We start from the raw sequence: 24719 nt of genomic DNA on the forward strand, positions 1-24719 counted from the left end.
TTTGGAGTGATAGTGATGCAACTATTTTTTCGCAAAGTAGCAACAAGTGACGGTCCCTTTCCTATCTGTGAATCTCTTAATGTGAGTGAATTGGTGGATGATCGTGCTGATGTTACAGCCGTTTCCCCGCTGGAGACCGACTTGGTCGCCGTTAGTCTGGGTCAAGGCTCGATGAGTGTGGAAGGCACGTTGACCGCAGGTCTGGACATGCTTTGCTCCCGCTGTTTGAGCCCGATGCACGAGGATTTGAATATTGAATTTCGTGAACGGTTTAAGCAAACCTCATCTTCAAATGTTGAAGAGGAGGATGAAGATGGCGATTTTATCGCAGTGCCGGAGGATTCCTTCGACATTGCACCGTATTGTGAAGAACTGTTTGTACTGCATGTGCCGTTTGCGCCTATATGCAGTGAGGATTGTCAGGGGATCGCGCCAGCGGCCGGACAAGACTGGAGCCTTGGCTCTGACGACAGTAACGATAGTGATACGGAAAAGATTGATCCGCGTCTGGCAGGGCTTAAGGATTTTTTTAAATGAGAATTGAGTTCAATTCTGAAAAAAATCATCATCCGCTTGTGCCGGGAAGTTATTAAACCGATACGTGGATGTTGCAGGCTTGATTCACCGGCTGTAAGATCATTGTCTTCTGGCATTTTCTTTCGGTCTTGAATGAGATAAGAAGTCATACCCGTCATGCGGGGTTGATCTGTTTAAGGAGGTGGGAATAATGGCAGTACCTCAACGGAGAACATCCAAAACTCGTCGCGACAAACGTCGTACTCACTTTAAACTGGAAGTACCAGGTATGGTGAAATGCTCCGAATGCGGCGAATTGAAACTTGCTCACCATGTGTGCAAAGTTTGCGGAACGTACAAAGCTAGAGAGATCATCTCTCAATAATGTCCGATAAGCGGATTCTTTGGAATATTCGCAGAGAAAGTAGCGCTTCACTACAGTGAGGCGCTACTTTTTTTATCAGCATGCTTTCTTTTTGCGTCAGCATGCTATATACTGTTTTAGTACCAGGTTCTAAGAAAGAAGGGCCTAAAGGGTTCCTTTATACATACAAGAAGACAAACCGGCTTGAAATTTAGCCGTTAGAACGTGAAGTAACCTTGAACTGTCGGTTGAACGGCAGTTTACTGTAGGGAAAGGAAAGGAGGCGTCACTGATATCGAACGTTTGCCGAAGAGACAGAGACAGCAACGGCTGACTCAATTAATTGATGATAATCCGTTCGTGACGGATCAGGAATTGACAAGACAGTTGAAGGTAAGCATTCAGACCATTCGGCTGGACCGGATGGAACTGGGAATCCCAGAATTACGGGAGCGGCTAAAGCTGATGGCTGAACGCTCCTACGATCAGGTTCGTTCCTTGCCTTTACATGAAGTAATTGGGGACATCGTTGATCTCCAGTTGGATCAAAGTGGTATTTCGATTTTTGAAATCAAAGAGGAACATACTTTTTCACGTACAGGCATTGCGCGAGGACATTATGTGTTTGCACAGGCCAATTCATTGGCCGTTGCCGTAATTAACGATGAGATAGCATTGACCGCTTCAGCGGATATTCGCTTTGTTCGTCCGGTTCATTTGGGTGAAAAATGTATTGCCAAGGCATATGTACGCTCAAATCCAGAACAAAAAGGGAAGGCCAAAGTGGAAGTGTTTGCTTACGTAGGAGAAGAAATGGTATTCCAAGGCAACTTTGTCATTTATCGCTCCACGGAGGAAGAGTATAGCGAAGGAGGAAGTCAGCATGCGGATCGCCATTGATGCCATGGGAGGAGATAATGCTCCTGAGGCGACAGTAGAGGGCGCGTTATCTGCGGCGGCGGAATGGAAGGATACAGACATTACGCTGGTTGGTGACCGGGAACGGATTGAAGCGGTTTTGAACGGGAGGGCGCTGCCGACGAACCTCACCATTCGCCATGCGTCCGAAACGATAGATGCACAAGACGAACCTGTAAAGGCAGTGCGGCGTAAAAAGGATGCCTCCATGGTCGTAGCGGGTCGAATGGTTAGAGAAGGCGAAGCGGATGCCATGATTTCCGCAGGTAATACAGGCGCTCTAATGACTACAGGATTACTAGTGGTTGGAAGAATGGAGGGCATTGAGCGTCCGGCTCTTGCGCCGATGATACCGACGATTGATGATCAAGGTATTCTGGCGCTGGACTTGGGGGCCAATATGGATGCTAAGCCTGAACATCTTGCCCAGTACGCACTGATGGGGAGCTTGTACCGTCAGAAAGTTCACGGAGTGGCTTCTCCAAGGGTAGGTCTGCTGAATGTTGGGACTGAAGCAGGAAAAGGCAATGAACTAACAAAGCTGGCGTATCCTCTTATTGAGCAGTTACCTGTCAATTTTGTGGGGAATGTTGAATCCAGAGATGTGTTAACCGGAAATTGTGATGTACTGGTGTGCGACGGATTCGCCGGAAACATTATGCTAAAATCGCTAGAGGGAACAGCCGGAGCGATATTTTCTCTCCTTAAAGAGCAGTTCACCAAATCCTTAAAGACCAAGCTTGCGGCAGCCTTGATTATGCCTGAACTTCGGGGGCTGAAAGGGAAACTCGATTATAAAGAGCACGGCGGGGCTCCTTTGTTGGGGTTGAGCGGACTCGTCTTAAAAAGTCACGGTTCGTCTGATGGCATTGCCGTCAAAAATGCGGTAAGGCAGGCTCGTACGGCCTTGCAAAACCGGTTGGTGGAAAGTATATCCAAGGAAATCAGCAGGAAGTGAGTGACGATATGAATAAATTACGGCCGGTTGGTGTTATCGGAACAGGGAAATACGTACCTGAGAAAATTCTGACCAATAAAGATTTGGAAGAAATCGTTGAAACAAGTGATGAGTGGATTGTTAGCCGTACAGGGATTCAGGAGCGCCATATTGCTGCTCCTGAGCAGGCTACATCTGATTTGGCTTATGAAGCAGCAGTTAAGGCGTTGGAGTCTGCGGGTATGACGGCACAAGATCTGGACCTGATTATAGTAGCTACGGTTACACCAGATATGGCGTTTCCGTCAACTGCTTGCATTCTTCAGGACAAGTTGGGGGCCAAAGGCGCAGCGGCTTTCGATTTGTCTGCTGCATGCTCGGGTTTTGTGTACGGGCTGGCTACGGCAACGAGTTTCATTAAGACAGGTATTTATAACAATGCATTAATCATTGGTGCAGACTGCCTTTCCCGGATTACAGATTATACTGACCGCAACACCTGCGTTCTTTTCGGAGATGGAGCAGGAGCTGTAGTGATTGGTGAAGTACCCGAAGGTAGAGGATTCCAATCCTTTGATCTGGGGGCTGAAGGCGCTGGAGGCACCTTGCTCAAGTTGGAAGCTGGAGGCTCACGTTTGCCTGCGAGTGCGGACACACTGGCAAATAAACAGCACTATATTTATATGAATGGACGCGAAGTGTTCAAGTTCGCGGTTCGCGTTATGGGAACAGCAACGGTTGATGTGTTGGAAAAAGCAGGATTGTCCAAAGACGACATCGATCTGTTCGTTCCGCATCAAGCCAATATCCGAATTATCCAATCAGCAATGCAACGTTTGGATTTGCCAGAGGAAAAGGTAGTTATTAATGTTAATAAATATGCGAATACATCCGCAGCATCCATTCCTCTTGCTCTTGTGGAAGCAGCTGAGGAAGGCCGCATGAAGGAAGGCGACCGTATACTAATGGTGGGCTTTGGTGGCGGTTTGACTTGGGGTGCGTCGGTTCTTATCTGGTAATTAAGTGGAAGATTTGATATAATATTGAATTTGTCTGGTGTTTTACAGAAGAAGCATTGGATACAGAGAGGTGCATGCACGATGGGCAAAACGGCATTTATATTTCCCGGTCAGGGTTCACAAGCTGTAGGTATGGCTAAAGATGCTTATGAAGCAGTTCCGGCTGCAACAGAAGTATTCCGTAAAGCGGACGAACGTTTGGGTTTCGCGCTAAGCACACTGATCTTTGAAGGGCCTGACACAGCCTTGAAGCAAACATCCAATACGCAGCCTGCGCTGTTAACGGCGAGCATTGCGTTGTATGAAGCGTTCAAGGAAAAGGGCATCCGCCCTGATTATGTGGCTGGGCACAGTCTAGGAGAGTACAGTGCTCTAGTGGCTTCCGGTGTTCTCACATTTGAGGATGCAGTTGAGACTGTTCGTGCACGTGGTCAGTTTATGGAGCAGGCCATTCCTGATGGACAAGGCGGGATGGCTGCTGTGCTGGGCGCTGATCGTGAAGCATTGGCAGCATTGTGCCGTGATATTACGGAATCTGGTCAACTGGTTGAACTGGCCAACATCAACTGTCCCGGACAGATTGTTGTATCCGGTACACAGGCGGGCGTAGCTGCTGTCGCTGAACGTGTGAAGGAAGCAGGCGGCAAGCGTGCTATTACTTTGGAGGTCAGCGGACCTTTTCACTCGTCATTGATGAAGGAAGCGGCAGACAAGCTCTCCGATAAATTGGAGACTGTGAAATTTGCTGAAGCCCAGATTCCGGTTGTGACCAATGTGACAGCAAAACCTGTACGTGAGGGAAGTGAAATTCGCCAACTGTTGGTGGAACAGGTCTATTCCCCGGTACTATGGGAAGACAGCGTAGCATGGCTGCTGGAACAAGGGGTGGACACCTTTGTTGAGTTCGGACCGGGAAGTGTTTTGACCGGACTGGTTAAAAAGATTGACAAAACGGTTAAGCTGTATAACATGAGTAGCCTGGAGTCGTTTGCTTCTATAACAGAAGCCCTAGAGGCCCGTTAAAAGTATTAATGATTACCTTTACGGGTTAAATACTTGCAAGGGAGGATAATGATGTCTAAGCCATTAAGTGGAAAAACAGCGCTGGTTACGGGAGCATCGCGCGGAATTGGCCGTAGCATCGCACTGGCGCTGGCTGAAGCAGGCGCTAATGTTGCAGTAAACTATGCTGGTAGTGAAGCGGCTGCGACTGAGGTAGCAGAGCTGATTCGTGCCAAAGGTGTGGAAGCTATTACAGTTCAGGCTAATGTGGGACGTGCTGAAGAAGCTGATCAGTTGATCAAGGATGTGGTCGGCGCTTGGGACAAGATTGATATCCTGGTGAATAATGCTGGCATAACAAGAGATAATTTAATCATGCGGATGAAAGAAGAGGAATTCGATCAGGTGATCGAAACGAATCTCAAGGGTGTGTTTAATTGTCTCAAAGCGGCGACACGTCCAATGATGAAGCAGCGTTCCGGCCGAATTATCAATATCTCTTCCGTTGTTGGTGTGCTTGGTAACGCAGGACAAGCCAACTATGTTGCTGCTAAAGCGGGAGTGATTGGTCTTACTAAATCCTCTGCTAGAGAGCTTGCCTCAAGAGGAATTACAGTCAACTGCGTGGCTCCTGGATTCATTGATACTGAAATGACGCAGGTGCTGGCTGATGATTTGCGTGACAATATGCTTAGCGGTATTCCGCTGGCCCGTCTTGGACGGCCTGAGGAAATTGCAGATGTGGTGCTATTCTTGGCCTCGGATGCTTCCTCATATATGACGGGCCAGACTTTGCATGTGGATGGCGGCATGTATATGTAGTTCATGTTGCCAATCCGCATGCCCCGATGGAGAGTAGTTAATGAAAACTCTCTTCTATGGCATTTTAATTGTAATTTTCGTATAATACCATAAGGAGGAGGTGAGCCGGATGTCCGATGTATTGGAGCGCGTAAAACGCATTGTCGTTGACCGTTTGGGAGCCGACGAAGCCGAAGTTACACTTGAAGCATCTTTTAAAGATGATTTAGGCGCTGATTCTCTCGATGTAGTTGAATTGGTTATGGAATTGGAAGATGAGTTTGATATGGAAATCTCTGATGAAGATGCAGAGAAAATTACAACTGTAGGTGAAGTTGTGAAGTACATACAATCTCATACCTAATTCATGTCATCAAAAGTCCCGTTCTGTTACAGGCGGGACTTTCTCCTAATTATACAGATTGAACTAAAGACGGAATTGTCGTGTGTTTTTGAATTTGCTTAGCTTCACTTCGTCAACGGCTGAGTATAATGCGGCATTACTAACTTTAGTTGATTCTATATTATTTTTGTACACAAGCGTGTGCGATCTAAAAATACAATTTGCAGTAGACATAGAGGTGATTATCTTTGAAACAACGTGTTGTCATAACAGGAATGGGTGTAATCACTTCGCTGGGACAGGATTTGAACACACTATGGGATAATCTGATGGCTGGTAAATCTGGTATCAGTAAAATCGAAGCTTTCGATACAAGTGAGTACACTACGAAAATAGCCGCTTCCATTAAAGATTTTAATCCAGAGGATTATATCGATCGTAAGGATGCGCGCAAAATGGACCGATTTGTGCAGTTCGCGGTTGCTGCTAGTAAATTGGCACTTGAGGACAGTAAGCTCGTAATCGGAGAGAATGTGGATGCCGAGCGAGTTGGTGTATCTGTCGGTTCTGGTATTGGCGGATTGGGTACTTGGGAAGATCAGCATAATGCATTGATCGAAAAGGGACCTAAACGCGTAAGCCCTTTCTTCATCCCGATGATGATTGCTAATATGGGTTCCGGTCAAGTTTCGATTTCACTCGGTGCTAAGGGCCCCAATACATCGCCAGTTACGGCTTGTGCCACAGGTAGTCATGCCATTGGTGATTCCTTCCGCATGATTCAGCGTGGTGACGCTGACGCTATGATTTGCGGCGGTGCCGAAGCGACGATTCGCCCGATTGGTATTGCTGGATTTTGCTCCATGAGAGCGATGTCCACACGTAACGATGAGCCGGAAAAGGCAAGTCGTCCATTTGACACCGAAAGAGACGGGTTTGTTATGGGCGAAGGCTCTGGTGTTCTGATTCTGGAATCGTTGGATCATGCCTTGAAGCGTGGTGCACATATTTACGGCGAAGTGATTGGCTACGGTCTTTCTGGTGATGCCCATCATATGACAGAGCCGGATCCAGAGGGAGCAGCACGCTGCATTAGAATGGCGATCCGTGATGCTGGGTTGAATCCTGAAGATATCGATTATATCAATGCGCACGGTACATCTACACCGGTTGGTGACAAGTCGGAAACAGAAGCAGTCAAGAAAACGCTTGGAGAGCATGCCTATAAGGTAGCGATCAGCTCAACCAAGTCGATGACAGGGCATCTACTGGGTGCAGCGGGAGGTGTTGAAGCTGTAATCTGTGGTCTTGCGCTTCAACATCAGACGATTCCGCCAACAATTAATTTGGATAATCAAGACCCGGCTTGTGATCTTGATTATGTGCCTAATGAGCCAAGAAAAGCGGAACTGAATGTGGTTATGTCCAATTCCTTTGGTTTTGGCGGTCACAATGCTACGGTTATTCTAAAAAAATATGAAGCGTAAGGGGTCAGTTCGTTGAGTGGAGACTTGAAGCAATTACAGCAGAAACTTCATATTCAATTCAACAATCGGCAGCTTCTGAAGCAGGCCTTTACGCACGCTTCCTACGTAAACGAACATCGGTTCAGTCAGCATGCAGATAATGAGCGTCTGGAATTTCTGGGTGACGCTGTACTGGAGCTGACGGTGTCCGAGCAATTGTACAATCAGTACCCTAACCGGCCCGAAGGCGAACTAACCAAGTTGCGTGCAGCTATTGTCTGTGAGCCTTCTTTGGTGAAGTTTGCTGTCGGGCTTGAGTTCGGGCAGTATGTACTGCTTGGAAAAGGTGAAGAGCTGACAGGCGGACGTACTCGTCCTGCTCTGTTGGCTGATGTGTTCGAGGCGTTCGTAGGCGCGCTTTATTTGGATCAGGGTCTGGAAGCCGTCCGGTCGTTTCTAGAACGTTATATTTTTCCTCAAATTGTATTAAATGGTAAGCTTCAGATGAGTGATTTCAAAACAGAGCTTCAGGAACTGACACAGCATCATAACATGGGGATGCTTGAATACAAAATTGTCGAGGAACGCGGACCTGCCCATGAGCGCGAGTTTGTAGCCGAGGTATATATGGACAGTGAACGGTTGGGAGCAGGTACAGGACGCTCTAAAAAAGAAGCTGAGCAGCAAGCGGCGGCAGTTGCTTTAAACCGTTTGAAGCTGGCGGAATCGTAATCGGTACCTGAGCGACCCGAACGGGGGACGCAAGCAGAGGACACAAAGTAAGAGCAAAGGGCAGTCCGCGGGGAGTCCCGGCCCGTAATGGCGAATGGACTGCGTTTTGCTCTTTTTTCGTGGCTTTACTGCTATAACGTGAGCGTCGATACTGTGCTTTTTCCACATTAGTCTTATGCTACAATAGGGATAATTCATATCAATCAGGTCAATGGTGTTGTACAAGCATATTTGAATGTTAGAGGTGAGATTGAGGATGTTTTTAAAGCGCATTGAGCTGGCGGGCTTCAAATCGTTTGCAGATAAAACGGAAATGGAATTTGTCCGCGGCATTACGGCAGTCGTCGGACCCAATGGGAGCGGGAAAAGTAATATTTCCGACGGAATTCGTTGGGTGCTGGGCGAACAGAGTGCCAAATCACTGCGTGGCGGCAAGATGGAGGACATTATCTTTGCAGGTAGTGACGCTCGTAAGGCTGTTAATTACGGTGAAGTATCGCTTACGCTGGATAATGAAGATCAGGCGTTGCCTCTGGATTTTGGTGAAGTGACGGTAACGCGACGTGTGCATCGGAGTGGGGATAGTGAATATTTCATTAATCGTCAATCATGCAGACTTCGAGATATTACAGAGCTGTTTATGGATACAGGGATTGGTAAAGAAGCTTATTCGATTATTGGGCAAGGACGTATTGAAGAAATTCTGAGTACCCGATCTGAGGATCGACGGGGGATTTTTGAGGAAGCCTCGGGTATTGTAAAATATAAATCACGTAAAAAAGATGCGGTTCGCAAGCTGGATGAAACAGAGCAAAATTTGCTGCGTATTCACGATTTGGTCAGTGAACTGGAGGATCAGATTGGACCTCTTAAGGAACAGTCTGAAAAGGCGATTCATTATAAAGAGCTGCGCAGTGAATTAAAATCAAAAGAGATTTCGATGTATGTCCATCAAATCGAACAAATTCACTCTTCATGGAGCGAAGCAACTTCCAAACTAGCTTTGTTGAAGCAGGAACAACTTCAATTGTCTACAGTGGTGTCCCGCCACGATGCAATGCTGGAAAACGACCGCAATGAATTACGGCAACTGGAAGAGCAAGTAGAACGTCTGCAAAAGGATCTGCTGCAATACAGTGAAGCTACGGAAAAAAGTGAAGGCTACGGTGAATTGCTCAAAGAGCGCACACGCAATTTGGAGGCCAATCGGGAACAATTGATCTTATCCCTCAGCACAAGCGAATCACGGCATTCCGAACGCAAAAGCGAACTGGATCAACTAAATGAAAAGCTGTCAGCGCTGAATGTAGAGTTGGACGAGTTGCGTGCGCGACTGTCTGACGAAGAAGCCAAACTGATTGGCGTCACAGGTGGAATCAGCCAGGAGCAAGAGGAGAGCCTTAAGGGTGGTCTGCTGGAGCTGATGAATCAGATGGCGCAGGCGCGTAACGAAATTCGTTATACCGACCAACAGAGGGAATCGTTGGAACGCCGAGTGAATCGCGTGAGTGATGAATCCGGCAAATGGGAAGCCCAGAAAACTGAGCTTGAACAGCGAAAAAAAGGATTGGAAGCAGCGATTCAGAAGCTGGGACAGGAAATTAGCAGTTTGCGCAGTGGCTATATTCAGGGAAGTGAACAATATCAGGCCTTGCAAAAACTACTGGAAGAAAACCAGGGCACAGTTCGTAAATGGGAACAAAAACGAGAGGCCAAAATTTCACGACGAGATACAATGAAAGAAATGCAGGATGACTTTGACGGCTTCATGCTCGGAGTTAAAGAGGTGTTAAAGGCTTCACGCAAGGGAACTTTGCACGGTGTGCATGGAGCGGTAGCGGAGCTGATTCGAGTACCTGAGCATTTAGAGCAGGCAATGGAAACTGCTTTGGGTGCTTCAGTTCAGCATATTGTGATGGAAAATGAATCGGTATCCAGACAGGCGATCAGTTTTCTGAAGCAACGTCAATTGGGAAGAGCGACATTCTTGCCTATGGATGTTATTCGTCCGCGTCAGATCGGTGCGGGGGAACGCCAGATTGTGGAAAGCGCAGAAGGCTTTGTCGGGATCGGTGCAGATCTTATTCAGTACGATGATCGATATGCCGGAATCGTAGGCAGTCTCTTGGGAAATGTGGTCATTGCTCGTACGTTGGAAGATGCCAATCGCATTGCGGCCCGTTGCCAATATAGATATCGTGTTGTCACGCTGGAGGGCGATGTTGTCAATGCAGGTGGTTCCATGACTGGGGGGAGCCAGTTCAAGAAAAATGCTAATCTGCTAGGCCGTAAACGTCAGCTGGATCAGTTAGATCAAGACATTCTAGATACGGAACAGCAAATTGCAAGATTGCGTCAGAGTGCAATAGATACCAAACGGCAGTTGGAGGAGACACAGACCCGTCTGGACGAACTGCGCCAGGGTGGCGATGTGAAGCGGACCGAAGAGCAGCAGATGGCAATGGAGCTCAAACAACTCGAGCATGAACTTCGTCATGTACTGGAGCAGGTAGCAGCGTCTGGTCAGGAGAAAAAGGGCTTTGACCAGGAAATCAAGGAGCTGGAAGCTTCCCGTGCAGAAGCACTGGTAAAGTTGGCTGCGCTGGAGGAAGAAGAGAAGAAAACGCATCAGGCCATTCACGCTGCCGAATTTGCGCGTAAAGCGAATGAATCAGCCAAAGAGCAGCTGCAGGGAGAGCTTACGAATCTCAAGGTAAGAGAAGGCAAGCTGGACCAAGAGCGTTTTTCATTGGAAGAGCAGATTCGTAGATTGCGTGGGGATTATGATACCCTTGGTAAGGATTCAAGACAAAACAAGACCTTGCTTGCTTCCATTGAAGCCGATTTGCTCACCAATGAGCAGGAGACCGTAAAACAGATTGAAAATCTCAATCAATACCGTTTGAAAAAGGAAGAAGCTGCAGAGCAATTGGAGTTCAAACGGGCTGCACGTAGCAGCTTATCCCAAAAACTGGAAGCTGCTGAGAATGATACAAAAGAACAGCGAATTCAGCTTAAGTCGGTGGAGGAACTGCTTCGCCAAACAGAAATTGGAGTAAACCGACTTGACGTGGAACTGGAAAATGTTTTGAAAAAATTAAGTGATGATTATGAACTCAGCTATGAGCTGGCCAAGCAGCGTTACCCTATACCGGAAGATATTGAAGGTACGCAGAGTGAGGTGGAAAGGCTCAAACGCGGGATCTCTGCGCTGGGTGAGGTTAATCTGGGTGCTATTGAGGAATACCAGCGTGTACACGAGCGTTATACGTTTCTGGATGAGCAAAAGTCTGATTTGGTAGAGGCCAAGACAACGCTCTACCAGGTTATTCGTGAAATGGATGATGAAATGTCCAAACGCTTCAAGACCACGTTCGATGCGATTCGTCGCGAATTTGGAACGGTTTTTTCCAAGCTGTTCGGAGGCGGACGTGCAGACCTTGTGTTGCTTGATCCAGAACGATTGCTGGAGACGGGTATTGACATTGTAGCTCAGCCTCCAGGCAAAAAACTTCAAAACCTGCAGTTGTTGTCAGGCGGTGAACGGGCTCTAACAGCAATGGCTTTATTATTTGCCATTTTACACGTTAAACCTGTTCCATTCTGTGTACTTGATGAAGTAGAGGCAGCATTAGACGAAGCAAATGTGGTGCGTTTTGCTCAGTATTTACGGGAATTCTCAGAGCAGACACAGTTTATCGTAGTTACACACCGTAAGGGCACCATGGAAGAATCCGATGTGCTGTACGGGGTGACAATGGAAGAAGGCGGGGTTTCTAAACTCGTATCTGTCAAGCTGGACAACGATGAAGCTGAGATTGCCTGACATCAAATAACATACTTTCAGATCAACGGAGGGAATCCATGAGTTTCTTTAGAAAATTGAAGGAAAGCATCGCAAGCAAAACGGAATCGGTCACAAAGCAGTTCAAAGATGGCTTGGAAAAGACACGTAAAGGTTTTGTTGAAAAAGTAACGGACCTTATGATTCGCCGTAAAAAAATTGATGAGGAATTTTATGAGGAACTGGAAGAAATTCTGATCGGAGCGGACGTAGGCGTCAATACGGTTATGAACCTCATTGAAGACTTGCGGGGAGAAGTGAAAAAACGCAAAATCGAGGATGCATCCGAGTTACAGCCTGTACTGTCGGAAAAGCTGTCTGAGTTGCTGCGGGGCAATGACAATAGTCAGCTCAAAATGAATCCAGACGGGATTACAGTCATTCTATTCGTAGGCGTTAATGGAGTCGGCAAAACAACGACCATTGGCAAGTTGGCTCACCGTTTTAAACAAGAGGGCAAAAAAGTATTGTTAGCCGCTGGAGATACGTTCCGAGCGGGCGCGATTGAACAGTTGGAGGTTTGGGGTCAGCGGGCAGGAGTAGAGGTTATCAAACAACAATCTGGTTCTGATCCAGCTGCGGTTATGTTTGATGCCGTACAGGCTGCCAAGCAGCGTCAAGTAGATGTTTTGTTGTGCGATACAGCAGGACGTCTTCAGAATAAAAGCAATCTGATGGAGGAATTGAACAAAATATTCCGCGTTATCCAGCGTGAAATTCCAGACGCACCTCATGAAGTTTTGTTGGTACTTGATGCGACGACTGGACAAAATGCACTTAACCAAGCCAAGCTATTTGGTGAGAAGAGCGGCGTAACCGGTCTGGTACTGACAAAATTGGATGGTACAGCAAAGGGTGGGATTGTTGTGGCCATCCGTCAGGAATTGAATTTGCCTGTTAAGCTGGTAGGCTTAGGTGAAAAAGTGAATGATCTACAACCGTTTGATTCAGAACAATTCGTTCATGCCTTGTTCGCCGGTTTGATCCAAGAAGAGGCTGTCGAAGCAACTGCTACTGGCGAGGAAGAGCAGAACTAATCCGTTTGATTAGGCTTGCTTATAAGTCTGGGACTAAGCAGTGCTCCTGTTGCTGCATAAGCCCGCCCAACTGTATAATGAAAGCAAAAGGTTTGGCGATGCCGGATAAATTCTTGTAAAAAAATATTACTCAGGAAGCCGGGTGAAAAAACGATGGCAAACACCTATACTTATTCCCGACGGGAAGAAGTAGCTAACGCGATTACACATGGTATTGGAGCCGTTTTAAGTGTGGCGGCGCTTGTGCTGCTCATTGTTTTTGCTAGCATGAAAGGAACTGCTTGGCATGTCGTAAGCTTTACAATTTACGGATTTACAATGCTGTTGCTGTATACCAATTCCACGTTGCTTCATAGCCTGCGTGAAGGAAAATTGAAGGATTTGTTCGAAATATTCGATCATTCTTGTATTTACCTGTTCATTGCAGGTAGCTACACCCCTTTTATGCTCGTTGCATTGCGAGGTACTCTGGGATGGACGCTGTTTGGAGTGATTTGGGGGATCGCTTTGTTTGGTGTACTGTTCAAGGCGTTCTTCACCAAACGCTTCCTGTTTATGTCTACTGTGTTTTACATTATAATGGGCTGGCTTATTACCATTGCCTGGAATCCCCTGATGGCCATTGTTCCCGCCGGAGGGATGACGCTACTGTTCGTAGGTGGTCTTATGTATACGCTGGGCACGATTTTTTATGTGTGGCGAGCATTTCCATATCACCATGCGATCTGGCATCTGTTTGTTTTAGCAGGCAGCATACTTCATTTTCTGGCTATTCTGCTGTATCTTACTCCGGTAAGAGTGTGAGTGAGAGGGACAAAAAAGTCGATCTGTTTTCCCGTTTAAGGGTAGCGGATCGGCTTTTTTTTATATGACAAGGGATAACGCTTGACATCTTCTTTTCTTTTATGTATGATAAGGAACGTTGAAAAGAACTGTAAAGTGTTTTTCCTTGACGATGGAGGTATACACGATGAGTCAGGAGAATCGGCTGGAAAAGACAAACCGGATTAACCGACTGTTTGACTTCTATGAACCTCTACTTACAGAGAAGCAACAGATGTTTTTAAAATATTACTTCCATGATGATTTTTCTTTAGGGGAAATTGCATCGGAATTCCAAATTAGCCGTCAGGCAGTCTATGAACATATTAAACGTGCTGAACAGGTATTAGAAATGTATGAGGAAAAGCTTGGATTGCTAAGTAAGCATGAACGTAGACTCCAAGATTTAGAGGAGCTGAATGTGACGCTATATGATGCATTCAGTAAAGTTGGTAAGCCTGATGAGGGGACATTGCAACATGTCCAACAAATTGTAAATCGCCTGCAGGAATTGTAGGATATATAAATGAAGAACTAACAACCCTGGTAGACAAGGAGGTGCGAAAGTATGGCATTTGAAGGATTATCGACTCGCTTGCAAAATGTATTCAGTAAATTGCGCGGCAAAGGAAAGGTGTCTGAGGATGATGTGGCTCAGGCAATGCGTGAAGTGCGATTGGCTTTGCTTGAAGCGGACGTTAACTTCAAGGTTGTAAAGGACTTTATTGCCAAGGTAAAGGAGAAATCCGTTGGTAAGGAAGTGATGGACAGCTTTACGCCAGGTATGGTCATTATCGACATCGTAAACAAGGAATTGACCGAGTTGATGGGTGGAAGTCAGGCCAAGCTTGCCAAAGCAAACAAACCGCCTACAGTCATCATGATGGTGGGTCTCCAGGGCGCAGGTAAGACGACGACGTCAGGTAAGCTGGCGAAGTTGCTGCAAAAGCAAAACCATCGTCCATTGCTTGTAGCTGGTGATATTTATAGACCTGCCGCGATCAAGCAGCTTCAGATTCTCGGTGAGCAGATTAATGCACCTGTATTTACATTGGGAGACCAGACAAGCCCGGTGGAAATCGCAAAACAGGGTATGCAGCATGCTAAGGATAATGGTAATGACTACGTTATTATAGATACTGCCGGTCGTCTTCATGTTGATGAAGAACTCATGGAAGAGTTGCGTCAGATCCATACTAATGTCAAACCGGATGAAGTTCTGCTGGTTGTAGATAGCATGACAGGACAGGACGCAGTTAACGTTGCGGAGCACTTTAACAATAGCCTTGAGTTAACGGGAGTTGTACTGACAAAGCTGGATGGCGACACTCGTGGTGGCGCGGCCTTGTCGGTTAAAGCTGTGACGGGATGCCCGATCAAGTTTGCTACATTGGGTGAAAAGCTGGATGCGATGGAGCCGTTTCACCCTGAGCGAATGGCTTCACGGATTTTAGGCATGGGTGACATGTTGTCCCTGATTGAAAAAGCGCAGTCCAACATCGACGCTGATAAGGCGAAGGAAATGGAACGGAAAATGCGCAATGCCGAGTTTACTTTCGAGGATTTTCTGGAGCAAATGGATCAGGTTAAGAAGCTTGGCCCGATCGACCAGATTCTCGATATGATTCCTGGTATGGGCAACATGAAGCAAATGAAAGACATCAAAGTGGATGACAAACAGATGGGCCGGATTGAGGCTATCGTTCATTCGATGACTACACAGGAAAAGCAAAACCCGGACATGATTAATCATAGCCGTCGCAAGCGGATTGCTGTAGGCAGTGGAACATCGCTGGCTGAGGTAAATCGTCTCATTAAGCAATTTGACGAAATGCGCCGTATGATGAAGCAGTTCTCAGATATGATGGGACCTAAGGGTGGCAAAAACAAGGCTCTGAAGCAGCTGAAGAGTATGGGCAAAGGTATGAAGTTTCCTTTCCGTTAAAAGGTCGATAGGCCTTTGGAGTTATGGGATAGCAATATACAGTCTACTTTTTGAAGGAGGTGAATTTTCGTGGCAGTTCGTATTCGTCTGAAACGTATGGGTGCACATAAAGCTCCTTTCTATCGCGTCGTGGTATCTGATTCTCGTTCCCCGCGTGACGGTCGTTTTATCGAAGAAATCGGTTACTACAACCCTATTACAGTACCAGCGGTTGTAAAAATTGATGAAGATAAAGCGCTGAAATGGTTGCAAGATGGTGCACAAGCATCCGACACTGTTCGCAACTTGCTTAGCAAAGCGGGCGTGTTGAAAAAGTTTCATGAGCTTAAAACACAGAAATAAGGTGCTGATACGGAGGGTCAACCATGGAAGAATTAGTGATAATCATTGCTAAGGCTTTAGTCGATCATCCGGATGATGTGACCGTGAAGACCTTGGAGAAGGATCGACTTGTAGTGTATGAGCTTAGTGTACATCCTGAGGATGTGGGCAAGATCATTGGCAAGCAGGGACGTATCGCCAAGGCGCTTCGCACTGTGGTTGCATCAGCAGCCGTTAAGATGGATAAACGGGTTACCGTAGACATCATATCTTAAAGATATACGAAAGTGGGTTAGGATGTATGTCCTAACCCTTTTTCGTACATGATGAAGATGATATGGAGCGGAACCGATCACATGCAGGAGGAACACGATGCAGCAAATGTTTAATGTCGGGAAAATTGTGAATACACATGGAATTCGCGGTGAGCTAAAAATATTAACGACAACTGATTTTCTTGAGGATCGTTTTGCCAAAGGCAGCGAGCTAATGATCTTTCCAGCAGATGACAAAGCACCGATTCCCGTAACTGTAGAAACAGCGCGTTTTCAAAAAAATATGGTTATCGTGAAATTTAAGGAATATCACAACATCAATGATGTTGAAAAATATAAAGGTACTTTGTTAAAGGTCTCTGCTGAGCGGCTAGGGGAATTGGAAGAAAACGAGTTCTATTTTCATGAAGTAGTTGGTATGGAAGTAGTGACGGAAGACGGAGCTGAGCTCGGTGTGGTAAAAGAAATTTTGACACCGGGAGCCAATGATGTATGGGTAGTCCAAATGCCTAAAGGTAAGGAACTGCTATTGCCGTATATAGAGGATGTTATTTTGGATGTAAACGTGCGTGAAAAACGGGTTACAGTACGGTTAATGGAAGGTCTGCTGTAATGCGGATGGATGTACTGACCCTGTTTCCAGAGATGTTTGATGGAGTTTTTAATGCAAGCATTCTGGGAAAAGCAAGGGATAAGGGGATTGTATCACTGCAAGCGGTTAATTTTCGCCAGTATGCCGGTAACAAGCATGGGCAAGTGGATGATACACCCTATGGTGGTGGGGGCGGCATGGTTTTGAAGCCTGACCCTATTTTTGCTGCCGTGGAAGAGCTGTTGGATAAATCAGAGCAAACCACATTTGAAACTGCCGTTGAAGGTATTCGACATGAAGATGCCGAACATAATGCAGTCATAAAAACTCCGCGTATTATTTTGATGTGTCCACAGGGAGAGACTTTTACGCAAAAAAAAGCGGAAGAGCTGGCCAAAGAGGACCATCTTATTTTTATATGTGGACATTATGAGGGTTATGATGAGCGTATTCGAGAGCATCTGGTGACGGATGAGCTTTCGATCGGAGATTATGTATTGACTGGTGGCGAGTTGCCAGCCATGGTCGTCATCGATAGTGTGACACGATTGTTACCAGGAGTGCTAGGTAATGAAACGAGTGCGGTAACAGATTCGTTTAGTACAGGGCTGTTGGAATACCCCCATTATACTCGGCCTGCTGAGTTTCGGGGCTGGAAAGTGCCAGATGTACTCTTATCAGGGCATCATGTCAATATTGACTCTTGGAGACGACAAGAGGCGTTACGTCGCACGATGGAACGTCGACCGGACTTGCTGGAACAGGCTGAACTGACAAGCAAGGAGCGCGCGTGGATTGAGGAGCAGCACCAATCGGACCGTTCGGGGGACAAGTGATAAAGCACTATTAACATGAGTGGATTTGAAAGCAGGCGGTGACCTGTTTTATAATGAAGTCAATTAAATAATGTTTGGTCAAATCCCTTTTTGTTGTTGCAATGCGGTAACCTCCATGATACAATACATCTGTTGTGTGTAATACGGTGGTCCTCTGTGGATGATGAAGGAAACGGAAGAGTTTCCAGAAGAAACATGAACACCTGTACGGAAGGAGGGAGTCATAGATGAATATCGTCCAAGCGATTACTGAAGAACAACTGCGTAAAGATTTGCCTAACTTTCGTCCTGGTGACACTTTGAAAGTGCACGTGAAAGTTATCGAGGGAACTCGTGAGCGTATCCAGTTGTTTGAAGGTGTAGTAATTAAACGCCGTGGTGGTGGAATCAGTGAGACTTTTACAGTTCGTAAAATTTCTTACGGTGTAGGTGTGGAAAGAACTTTCCCGCTTCATTCCCCAAAAATCGATAAAATCGAAGTGGCTCGCCGTGGTAAAGTGCGTCGTGCGAAGCTTTATTATCTTCGTGAACTGCGCGGTAAAGCAGCGAGAATTAAAGAAATTCGTCGTTAATACAACGAATAACGAAAGGGGCTTGGTTACAAGCTCCTTTCGTTTTTTCTACGTACATAGGGAACTGTGGATTATTGACCGTAAAGAGAGGACAGTGAGCTATGGAACAAGAAGTAGGACAAGGAGCTGTACAGCAGCCAACTGATCAGGATGGTACGCCCAAGCGTAAACCAAAAAATGAGATTTTTGAGTGGCTCAAGGCCATCATTATTGCGTTAGTGCTTGTCTTTTTAATCCGCTGGCTTCTCTTTAAGCCTTTTATTGTGGATGGCCCGTCGATGCAGCCTAACTTTCATACCGGAGAACGCGTCATTGTAAATGAGATTTTGTATGATTTTCGTGCTCCTAAACCGGGTGAAGTAATTGTGTTCCATGTCCCGGAAGAAAAGAGAGACTTCATCAAGCGCGTCATCGCCGTTGCGGGTGATACGGTCAAAGTAGAAGGTGACACGATTACAGTAAATGGTAAGCCGATTCAAGAACCTTATCTCAAGACTTCTTTGGAAGAAGCACATCAAAATGGCGAGCTTTACAACAAGTTTACCAATTTTCCAAATGAGAAATTTAAGGATGGAAAAGTGCCAGAAGGGCATATTTTTGTTATGGGCGATAACCGTTCCAATAGTACAGATAGCCGGATGATTGGATACATTGATTTGAAGGAAGTCGTTGGCCGGGCTGATGTCATTTTTTGGCCGGTGAAAGATATGCAGTGGATTAACCACTAGAAATAACTAATAAGCAGCATAGCTGCCGTAACCCTAACTAGGAGCCTAAGGGTAAATGTAAGGGTTACGCTCAATGGGGTGATGACGGTGACGATTCAATGGTTTCCTGGTCACATGACCAGAGCGCGCCGCCAAATTGAAGCAAAATTAAAGCTGATTGATTTGGTTATTGAGCTGATTGATGCTCGGTTGCCGCTTTCCAGCCGAAATCCGATGATTGATGATATTTTGCAAGGCAAGCCGCGAATGATTATTTTGAACAAGGCAGATTTGGCGGACCCTGTAGTATCACAGCAATGGATTGCCTACTTTAAGAAGCAGGGGCATGTGGCCTTTCCGGTGGACGCCACGACAGGGACGGGGCTTAAAGAAATTCCGGTTCAGGCCAAGCTGTTACTTAAGGAAAAAATAGACCGGCAGATTTCGAAGGGAATGAATCCGCGTCCTATACGTGCTTTGATTGTCGGAATTCCAAATGTCGGCAAATCGACATTGATCAACCGAATGGCAGGACGTAATATTGCAGCTACAGGCGATCGTCCAGGAGTAACGAAGGCGCAACAGTGGATCAAGACCGGTGAAATTGAGTTGTTGGATACACCAGGTATTTTGTGGCCTAAATTTGAGGATCAGAACGTCGGCTATCGTCTGGCAGTTACAGGCGCGATCAAGGAAGAAATTCTAAATGTAGAGGACATTGCCTTTTTCGCGACAAAATATTTTGTCCAATATTATTGGGATACCATGGCAGAGCGTTTTGAGCTTACCGAACGTCCTGAGGATACAGAAAATCCAGATGATGTTGTGAGCGTTATGGAGGCTATCGGACGTAAACGTGGCTGTATTGTGAGTGGCGGGCGTGTAGATCTCGAAAAGGCGTCAAAAATTATTTTGCGTGAGCTGCGTGCAGGCAAGCTGGGACGATTCAGTTTAGAAGCACCATACTGATAATCCTAGTACACCCGATACAGAAGATTGCATTTTGTGGCAAGGAAGAACCTTCCTCATCTCTCCGGAGAGGAGGAAGGTTTTTTGGTATGTAAAGGTAGATAGAAAAGGGTTTTGAACGGTAGAGGTCTGTGGTAAGCTGAATTCAATCGCTAGAGCTACGGCATGAGTGAAGCTTAAACTACGTAAAGATGGGCAGGTATTGAATATGGAAGCTAAAGAGAATGCAGTAAAGGACATGCTACACTATGAAAAAAAATGCTGGGAGCAATCTTGTGAGCGGATTGCAGGTATTGACGAGGTGGGGCGTGGATGTCTGTTTGGAGATGTTGTGGCGGCAGCAGTCATTCTGCCAGTAGGTGAGTTATTGGAAGGTGTAGACGATTCCAAAAAATTGACGGACAAGAAAAGAGAAGCCTACTACGAACTGATTATGGAGAAGGCAATCGCTGTAGGAATTGGTCATGTAGACGCGCGGATGATTGATGATATCAATATTAAACAAGCGGCTCGTTTAGCTATGAAAAAGGCTATTGAGGCTTTGCATGTGTCTCCCGATTATTTACTTGTGGATGCAGAAAAGGTAGATGTGCCTATTCCCCAGCTATCCATCATTAAGGGGGATGCGAACAGTCAGTCTATTGCAGCAGCTTCTATCATTGCCAAGGTGACCCGTGATCGGCTATGCAAAGGTGAATGGGATGCGAAATATCCGGAATATGGGATTGGTATACATAAAGGTTATGCTACCAAGTTGCATAGAGAACAAATTTTGGCGCTAGGGCCTACAGAAATGCATAGACGCAGCTTTCTGGGCAATTTGTTAACCGAGCAACCGACGTTGTTTGATCTGTAGGTACTTATTATGAATCAGGACAATACCGATATAAAATATATCTAATATTACAGGCCCTTTTGATAGGGGAAGAGCGAGGGGAGGGGCGATATGAACATCGGATCTGTATTCCGTGGATTACTTGGAGATGTGAAGGCGGGAGAGGCGAAAAAACTTGATATGCAGCCAGGCCAGGTCGTAAGAGGAGTCGTATTAAAGGTGTCTGAGGACCGCGACGAGGCAGTGTTGCAAATACAGGGTTCTCAGGTTAGGGCAAAGCTGGAGACCCCTCTTCAACCTGGACAGACTGCAACGTTTCAGGTACAGCCGGCTTCTTCCAGTGGAATGACTGTGCTTAAGCCTCTGAATGATGCTGCCAATATGCCACAGCAAACCGTAGCGCTGACAGATGTATTGGAATCGGTGGGACTGCCGGATACAGCTCAGAACAGAGAGCTTATACAGGCAATGCAAAAGAATGGTGTGCCGTTGACATCTGAAAATGCGGCTTCTTTACAAGAAGCCTTGTCGAAGCAAAGCGGTAATGTGCAATTGGGCACATTTGTACAGGCAGCGGCAGTTGCCTTTCAGCGGGGACTCCCATTAACAGCCGAAAGCATAAATGGATTGCGCCAAACGATGTTTGGGCCTCCTTTAAATGATCTGTTGTCATCGTTGGAGCAAGAACTTGAAGCGGTGTTAAAGCAGCAAGGGCAGGGAACGCCCACTGACCGTTCAGTTGGGGAAGCAACAATAAAAAGCGCTGACCGAACGTCAGCTAGTCCAACAGGCACTTCTTCTGTGATGATTGCAGATGGACAGGAAGGCCAAACTCTTACATTGTCCAAGGAGCCCTCTGGCACTGCCGCTGCAAAACAGGCAGAAACGGGACAACAAGCCACAGGCGGCAAGGAATTGTTAAAAGGGACTCAGGCAGCCAATCTTGCTGCTACAGTGAGCGAAGCGAGTGTTTTGGCTACCGATTCGGATACTCCGGCGGGATCTACTGCATTTGCAGCCAACGGGACTGCCTCAAAAGAGCCGGAAGCAGTTAACGGACGAGGAGCGACAGTGGTATTGGACGCTGGTGCAAATGCGCCTGAATCGGATGCTGCTGACGCATTAAACGGCTCCCGTACTAAAGTGGAGCAACCACAGCAAGCTACTGCGGCAGGTATGCAGTTTAAGGATGCCGATGGTGCTCCATCTCCGGCCACGACAGAGCCTGCGGGGGCGAAGTCTGCCTTAAACGTAGTCATGGCAGACCGTCCTTCTGCACAGTCAGCAGCTGGCTCTGCGCCGCCCTCCGCGGAGGGCAACGCTGCTACGCTAGAGGCTCCGATCCAGCGGCTGCGTCTCCTTCTGCAAGAGCTGCGTGCAGCAGTGCCACCCGAACTGAGCACGGCTGCGCCAGATCAGTCCAAGGGAGAGGTAGCGCAGCTAGCGGCTGGCGCTTCGCGTACGGCAGATGCTGCCGCTTCACAGCCTACGGCGACGAGCACGAAGATCAGCCCTATGGAGGATCCGTGGGTAGGCCGCGTGCTGAAGCTACTCGGTGCTGAGCACGAGCAGCAGGTACACCGCTCGACTGCACAGCTCGCGCAAGGGACGGCGGCACGTACAGAGCCGCCCGAGGGAGTGCCGCAGACGCTGCCGGGATTAGCGGCTACGGCAGACGACTCCGTGTCAGCGGCCGCAGACACCGTAAAAGGGGCACTACTCCAGCTAATGAGCAGTGACGACCTGCCGCCTGCTTTAAAAGAGGCGGCACAGCAGGTTGTACAGCACCTGACAGGCCAGCAGCTGCTGCTCAATACAGACCGAACGGCGCCTTTTGCACAAGTGCATATGTTTATACCGTTTATTGGACCGGACGGTCGTGAAACAGCTACAATCCAGATTCAGTCCCGCCGTGGCAAACGCGGAGAACTGGATGCCTCCAACTGTCGACTTTGGTTTGATTTGGACATGAAAGGGCTTGGTCCGACGCTGGTGGATGTGCAGGTTGTAGATCGGATTGTAAGTCTCAAGCTTCATAATGATCAGGATTGGGCGGCTTCGCTGCTAACCAGTGGACGTGAGTCCATTCGCACCGCGCTGGAGTCGCTAGGCTACCAACTTCTAACGTTGCGAACCGAGCCTATGCCCGTAAGGACTGAACAGAGTAGCCCTGCCTCTTCCGAGGTACAAAGCTATGTGCCTCAGCCGTACAAAGGAGTCGATCTTAAAATATGAAAGAGCCCTTGGAACCTCCTTCACCTTCCATGAAGAAGGCGGTCGCCCTTAAATATACGCCCGGTGAGAGCGAAGCGCCGATTGTCGTTGCCAAGGGGAGCGGCCGCATTGCGGACAGTATTTTAGAAAAAGCCAAAGAGCATGGCGTTCCTGTTCAGGAGGATGCTGCGCTGGTTGAAGTACTGTCCAAACTTGATTTGGACGAGCAAATCCCAGCTGAACTCTATCAGTTGGTAGCAGAGGTGCTAACCTATATTTATCAAATGGATCGGCTTGCTCCAAGAGATGACTGGTGATGGGGTATGACATGAAGACGAGAGGTAAGGATCAACGGAAAGCCAAAGGAGCAATGGGAGAAGAGGCTGCAGCTTTGTTTTTAGAAACCCTGGGTTATCGTATCCTAGACCGCAATTGGCGATGCCGCAGCGGGGAAATAGATCTGATTGCCAGGCAGGAGCATATACTCGTGTTTATTGAAGTACGTAGCCGAAGTAGCTCCAAATATGGAACACCAGCAGAATCAGTTACTCCGCGTAAAATCACCCAGGTTCGTCAAACAGCCGCAGTATACTTGCATATGAACGGAATTGGAGATGCTCCAATTCGTTTTGATATGATTTCTGTACGATTATCTGATGAAACGGCTGTGGTTACGGACCATTTTATAGATGCATTTTAAAAGAGTAAGAACTTTTACGAAGGTTGGAGCGCAGGACTGAATTCATATGTACAGGTTGACAGAAAGGAAAGCTGCAGGTATATTTTATTGAGAATAGTTATCATTTTCATTCTATAATGAATATCTAGTCGTTGTACCTGTGAAGGAGGATTTACGTGACAAAGCATACCTTTAGTGAACATGTCATAGATGTAATTCAGGAACGCCGGACGATTAAACGATTCAAATCTGACTCTATCCCGGTAGATACGATTAAAGAACTACTGGACGTCGCGGTATGGGCTCCTAATCATAAAATGCGTGAACCGTGGCGCTTTCTGTTGTTTGCTGGTGAGGGACGGAGAAAGCTTGCAGAGGCAATTGCCGCCGATATCGGTAAGGATAACAAGTTTGAAAATGGGATTCTACACAACCCGATACAGCTTTTAGTGGTGATGGAAGAAGACCCGCGTCAAGCGGTTTGGGATGAAGATTTTGCAGCGGTCAGCGCGCTTGTACAGAACTTTATGCTTGCTGCATGGAGCAAAGGAATCGGAACGTTTTGGGTGACAAAACCATTTTTGTATTCGCCTAAGTTCCGTGATTGCTTGGGAATTCAACCAGGTGAGAAGGTAATTGGAATGATATATGCAGGCTATCCTGATGTTATCCCGGAATCAAGATCCCGTACTCCAGTAGCTGATAAGTTAACCTTAATTGACAAATAATCTGTCGTCAGATAAGCTTAGTTGAGGATTTGAAATTAGGGTTGAGAGCTAAATTTAGAACATTATATTTTTTTCAATGAATGAAAATTTGGAAGCACCTTTTTTCATATAGGCAATGATTCCCCAGAGGAACATTTCAATATGATGAGAGGTGCTTTTTGATATGTTTGGAAAATTACATGGAGCGTGTCTATATGGGATAGATGGCGTTCTGATCGAAGTTGAGACTGATTTGTCCAATGGCT

At 46.8% G+C, this 24719-nt stretch carries 28 protein-coding genes; 27 read left to right on the forward strand and 1 reads right to left on the reverse strand.

Features of this window, described 5'->3' with window-relative positions; genetic code table 11:
- Positions 1-15: 15 nt before the first annotated feature.
- The 27 genes from HFE01_RS04910 (at position 16) to HFE01_RS05040 (ending at position 24474) form a co-directional block, all read left to right on the forward strand.
- Positions 16-537 (forward strand): YceD family protein, encoded by a 522-nt coding sequence (locus HFE01_RS04910; RefSeq protein ID WP_019686976.1) that lies wholly within the window; start codon positions 16-18, stop codon positions 535-537.
- Positions 538-727: 190 nt separating this feature from the next.
- Positions 728-901: a 50S ribosomal protein L32 gene (gene rpmF / locus HFE01_RS04915; RefSeq protein WP_013370634.1), complete on the forward strand. Its 174-nt coding sequence runs from the start codon at positions 728-730 to the stop codon at positions 899-901.
- 282 nt (positions 902-1183) lie between these two features.
- Positions 1184-1780 (forward strand): transcription factor FapR, encoded by a 597-nt coding sequence (gene fapR / locus HFE01_RS04920; RefSeq protein ID WP_019686977.1) that lies wholly within the window; start codon positions 1184-1186, stop codon positions 1778-1780.
- Positions 1764-2756 carry a phosphate acyltransferase PlsX gene (plsX, locus tag HFE01_RS04925; RefSeq protein ID WP_016819269.1) on the forward strand — a complete coding sequence of 331 codons (993 nt, stop codon included), beginning with the start codon at positions 1764-1766 and terminating at the stop codon, positions 2754-2756. The genes fapR and plsX overlap by 17 nt, the downstream gene beginning before the upstream one ends.
- An 8-nt stretch (positions 2757-2764) precedes the next feature.
- Entirely contained in the window at positions 2765-3754 is a 990-nt protein-coding gene (locus tag HFE01_RS04930; RefSeq protein ID WP_016819270.1) for a beta-ketoacyl-ACP synthase III, read from the forward strand.
- An 81-nt stretch (positions 3755-3835) separates the two neighbouring features.
- Complete coding sequence (gene fabD, locus HFE01_RS04935) at positions 3836-4777, forward strand: ACP S-malonyltransferase (protein WP_016819271.1); 942 nt, start codon at positions 3836-3838, stop codon at positions 4775-4777.
- A gap of 51 nt (positions 4778-4828) precedes the next feature.
- Complete coding sequence (fabG, locus tag HFE01_RS04940; protein ID WP_016819272.1) at positions 4829-5578, forward strand: 3-oxoacyl-[acyl-carrier-protein] reductase; 750 nt, start codon at positions 4829-4831, stop codon at positions 5576-5578.
- A gap of 109 nt (positions 5579-5687) precedes the next feature.
- Positions 5688-5921 (forward strand): acyl carrier protein, encoded by a 234-nt coding sequence (locus HFE01_RS04945; RefSeq protein WP_007429985.1) that lies wholly within the window; start codon positions 5688-5690, stop codon positions 5919-5921.
- Between the two features lie 227 nt (positions 5922-6148).
- The gene (fabF, locus tag HFE01_RS04950) at positions 6149-7387 is read left to right on the forward strand and encodes a beta-ketoacyl-ACP synthase II (protein WP_016819273.1); all 1239 of its coding nucleotides are present in this window, start codon (positions 6149-6151) and stop codon (positions 7385-7387) included.
- A gap of 12 nt (positions 7388-7399) precedes the next feature.
- Positions 7400-8098 (forward strand): ribonuclease III, encoded by a 699-nt coding sequence (gene rnc / locus HFE01_RS04955; protein ID WP_013309856.1) that lies wholly within the window; start codon positions 7400-7402, stop codon positions 8096-8098.
- 256 nt (positions 8099-8354) lie between these two features.
- A complete protein-coding gene (smc, locus tag HFE01_RS04960) occupies positions 8355-11924 on the forward strand; it encodes a chromosome segregation protein SMC (RefSeq protein ID WP_019686978.1) in 3570 nt (1189 codons plus the stop codon).
- Between the two features lie 38 nt (positions 11925-11962).
- Positions 11963-12979, forward strand: coding sequence for a signal recognition particle-docking protein FtsY (gene ftsY, locus HFE01_RS04965; RefSeq protein WP_016819275.1), 1017 nt, complete (start codon positions 11963-11965; stop codon positions 12977-12979).
- Positions 12980-13132: 153 nt separating this feature from the next.
- Positions 13133-13783 (forward strand): PAQR family membrane homeostasis protein TrhA, encoded by a 651-nt coding sequence (trhA, locus tag HFE01_RS04970; protein ID WP_017427910.1) that lies wholly within the window; start codon positions 13133-13135, stop codon positions 13781-13783.
- A gap of 166 nt (positions 13784-13949) precedes the next feature.
- Positions 13950-14318 carry a YlxM family DNA-binding protein gene (gene ylxM / locus HFE01_RS04975; protein ID WP_017427911.1) on the forward strand — a complete coding sequence of 123 codons (369 nt, stop codon included), beginning with the start codon at positions 13950-13952 and terminating at the stop codon, positions 14316-14318.
- Positions 14319-14369: 51 nt separating this feature from the next.
- On the forward strand, positions 14370-15746 hold the full coding sequence (gene ffh, locus HFE01_RS04980) for a signal recognition particle protein (RefSeq protein WP_017427912.1): 1377 nt from the start codon (positions 14370-14372) through the stop codon (positions 15744-15746).
- A 69-nt stretch (positions 15747-15815) separates the two neighbouring features.
- Positions 15816-16088, forward strand: a complete 273-nt coding sequence (gene rpsP, locus HFE01_RS04985; protein WP_013370647.1) for a 30S ribosomal protein S16 — start codon at positions 15816-15818, stop codon at positions 16086-16088.
- Positions 16089-16111: 23 nt separating this feature from the next.
- Complete coding sequence (locus HFE01_RS04990) at positions 16112-16342, forward strand: KH domain-containing protein (RefSeq protein WP_013370648.1); 231 nt, start codon at positions 16112-16114, stop codon at positions 16340-16342.
- A gap of 97 nt (positions 16343-16439) precedes the next feature.
- Positions 16440-16955 (forward strand): ribosome maturation factor RimM, encoded by a 516-nt coding sequence (gene rimM, locus HFE01_RS04995; RefSeq protein ID WP_016819279.1) that lies wholly within the window; start codon positions 16440-16442, stop codon positions 16953-16955.
- Positions 16955-17770, forward strand: coding sequence for a tRNA (guanosine(37)-N1)-methyltransferase TrmD (gene trmD, locus HFE01_RS05000; protein WP_164965643.1), 816 nt, complete (start codon positions 16955-16957; stop codon positions 17768-17770). Before rimM ends, trmD begins: the two co-directional genes overlap by 1 nt.
- A gap of 227 nt (positions 17771-17997) precedes the next feature.
- Positions 17998-18342, forward strand: coding sequence for a 50S ribosomal protein L19 (gene rplS, locus HFE01_RS05005; protein WP_007429998.1), 345 nt, complete (start codon positions 17998-18000; stop codon positions 18340-18342).
- A gap of 101 nt (positions 18343-18443) precedes the next feature.
- Positions 18444-19070 carry a signal peptidase I gene (gene lepB / locus HFE01_RS05010; protein WP_016819281.1) on the forward strand — a complete coding sequence of 209 codons (627 nt, stop codon included), beginning with the start codon at positions 18444-18446 and terminating at the stop codon, positions 19068-19070.
- A gap of 87 nt (positions 19071-19157) precedes the next feature.
- Positions 19158-20018 (forward strand): ribosome biogenesis GTPase YlqF, encoded by an 861-nt coding sequence (gene ylqF / locus HFE01_RS05015; protein ID WP_044785701.1) that lies wholly within the window; start codon positions 19158-19160, stop codon positions 20016-20018.
- A 208-nt stretch (positions 20019-20226) separates the two neighbouring features.
- A complete protein-coding gene (locus tag HFE01_RS05020; protein WP_080561206.1) occupies positions 20227-20874 on the forward strand; it encodes a ribonuclease HII in 648 nt (215 codons plus the stop codon).
- A 90-nt stretch (positions 20875-20964) separates the two neighbouring features.
- On the forward strand, positions 20965-23088 hold the full coding sequence (locus HFE01_RS05025; protein ID WP_164965644.1) for a DNA ligase: 2124 nt from the start codon (positions 20965-20967) through the stop codon (positions 23086-23088).
- Positions 23085-23384 (forward strand): EscU/YscU/HrcU family type III secretion system export apparatus switch protein, encoded by a 300-nt coding sequence (locus HFE01_RS05030; RefSeq protein ID WP_016819285.1) that lies wholly within the window; start codon positions 23085-23087, stop codon positions 23382-23384. Before HFE01_RS05025 ends, HFE01_RS05030 begins: the two co-directional genes overlap by 4 nt.
- A complete protein-coding gene (locus tag HFE01_RS05035; protein WP_017427917.1) occupies positions 23384-23767 on the forward strand; it encodes a YraN family protein in 384 nt (127 codons plus the stop codon). The genes HFE01_RS05030 and HFE01_RS05035 overlap by 1 nt, the downstream gene beginning before the upstream one ends.
- Positions 23768-23922: 155 nt before the next feature.
- The gene (locus HFE01_RS05040) at positions 23923-24474 is read left to right on the forward strand and encodes a nitroreductase family protein (protein WP_103042382.1); all 552 of its coding nucleotides are present in this window, start codon (positions 23923-23925) and stop codon (positions 24472-24474) included.
- A 54-nt stretch (positions 24475-24528) separates the two neighbouring features.
- On the opposite strand, the gene HFE01_RS27030 is transcribed toward HFE01_RS05040, so the two are convergent.
- Positions 24529-24719, reverse strand: a 191-nt coding sequence (locus tag HFE01_RS27030; RefSeq protein WP_207714776.1) for a hypothetical protein, incomplete at its 5' end; no start/stop codon positions are given.

This window comes from Paenibacillus sp. EKM10P, from assembly GCF_011800655.1.
Taxonomy (GTDB): domain Bacteria; phylum Bacillota; class Bacilli; order Paenibacillales; family Paenibacillaceae; genus Paenibacillus; species Paenibacillus polymyxa.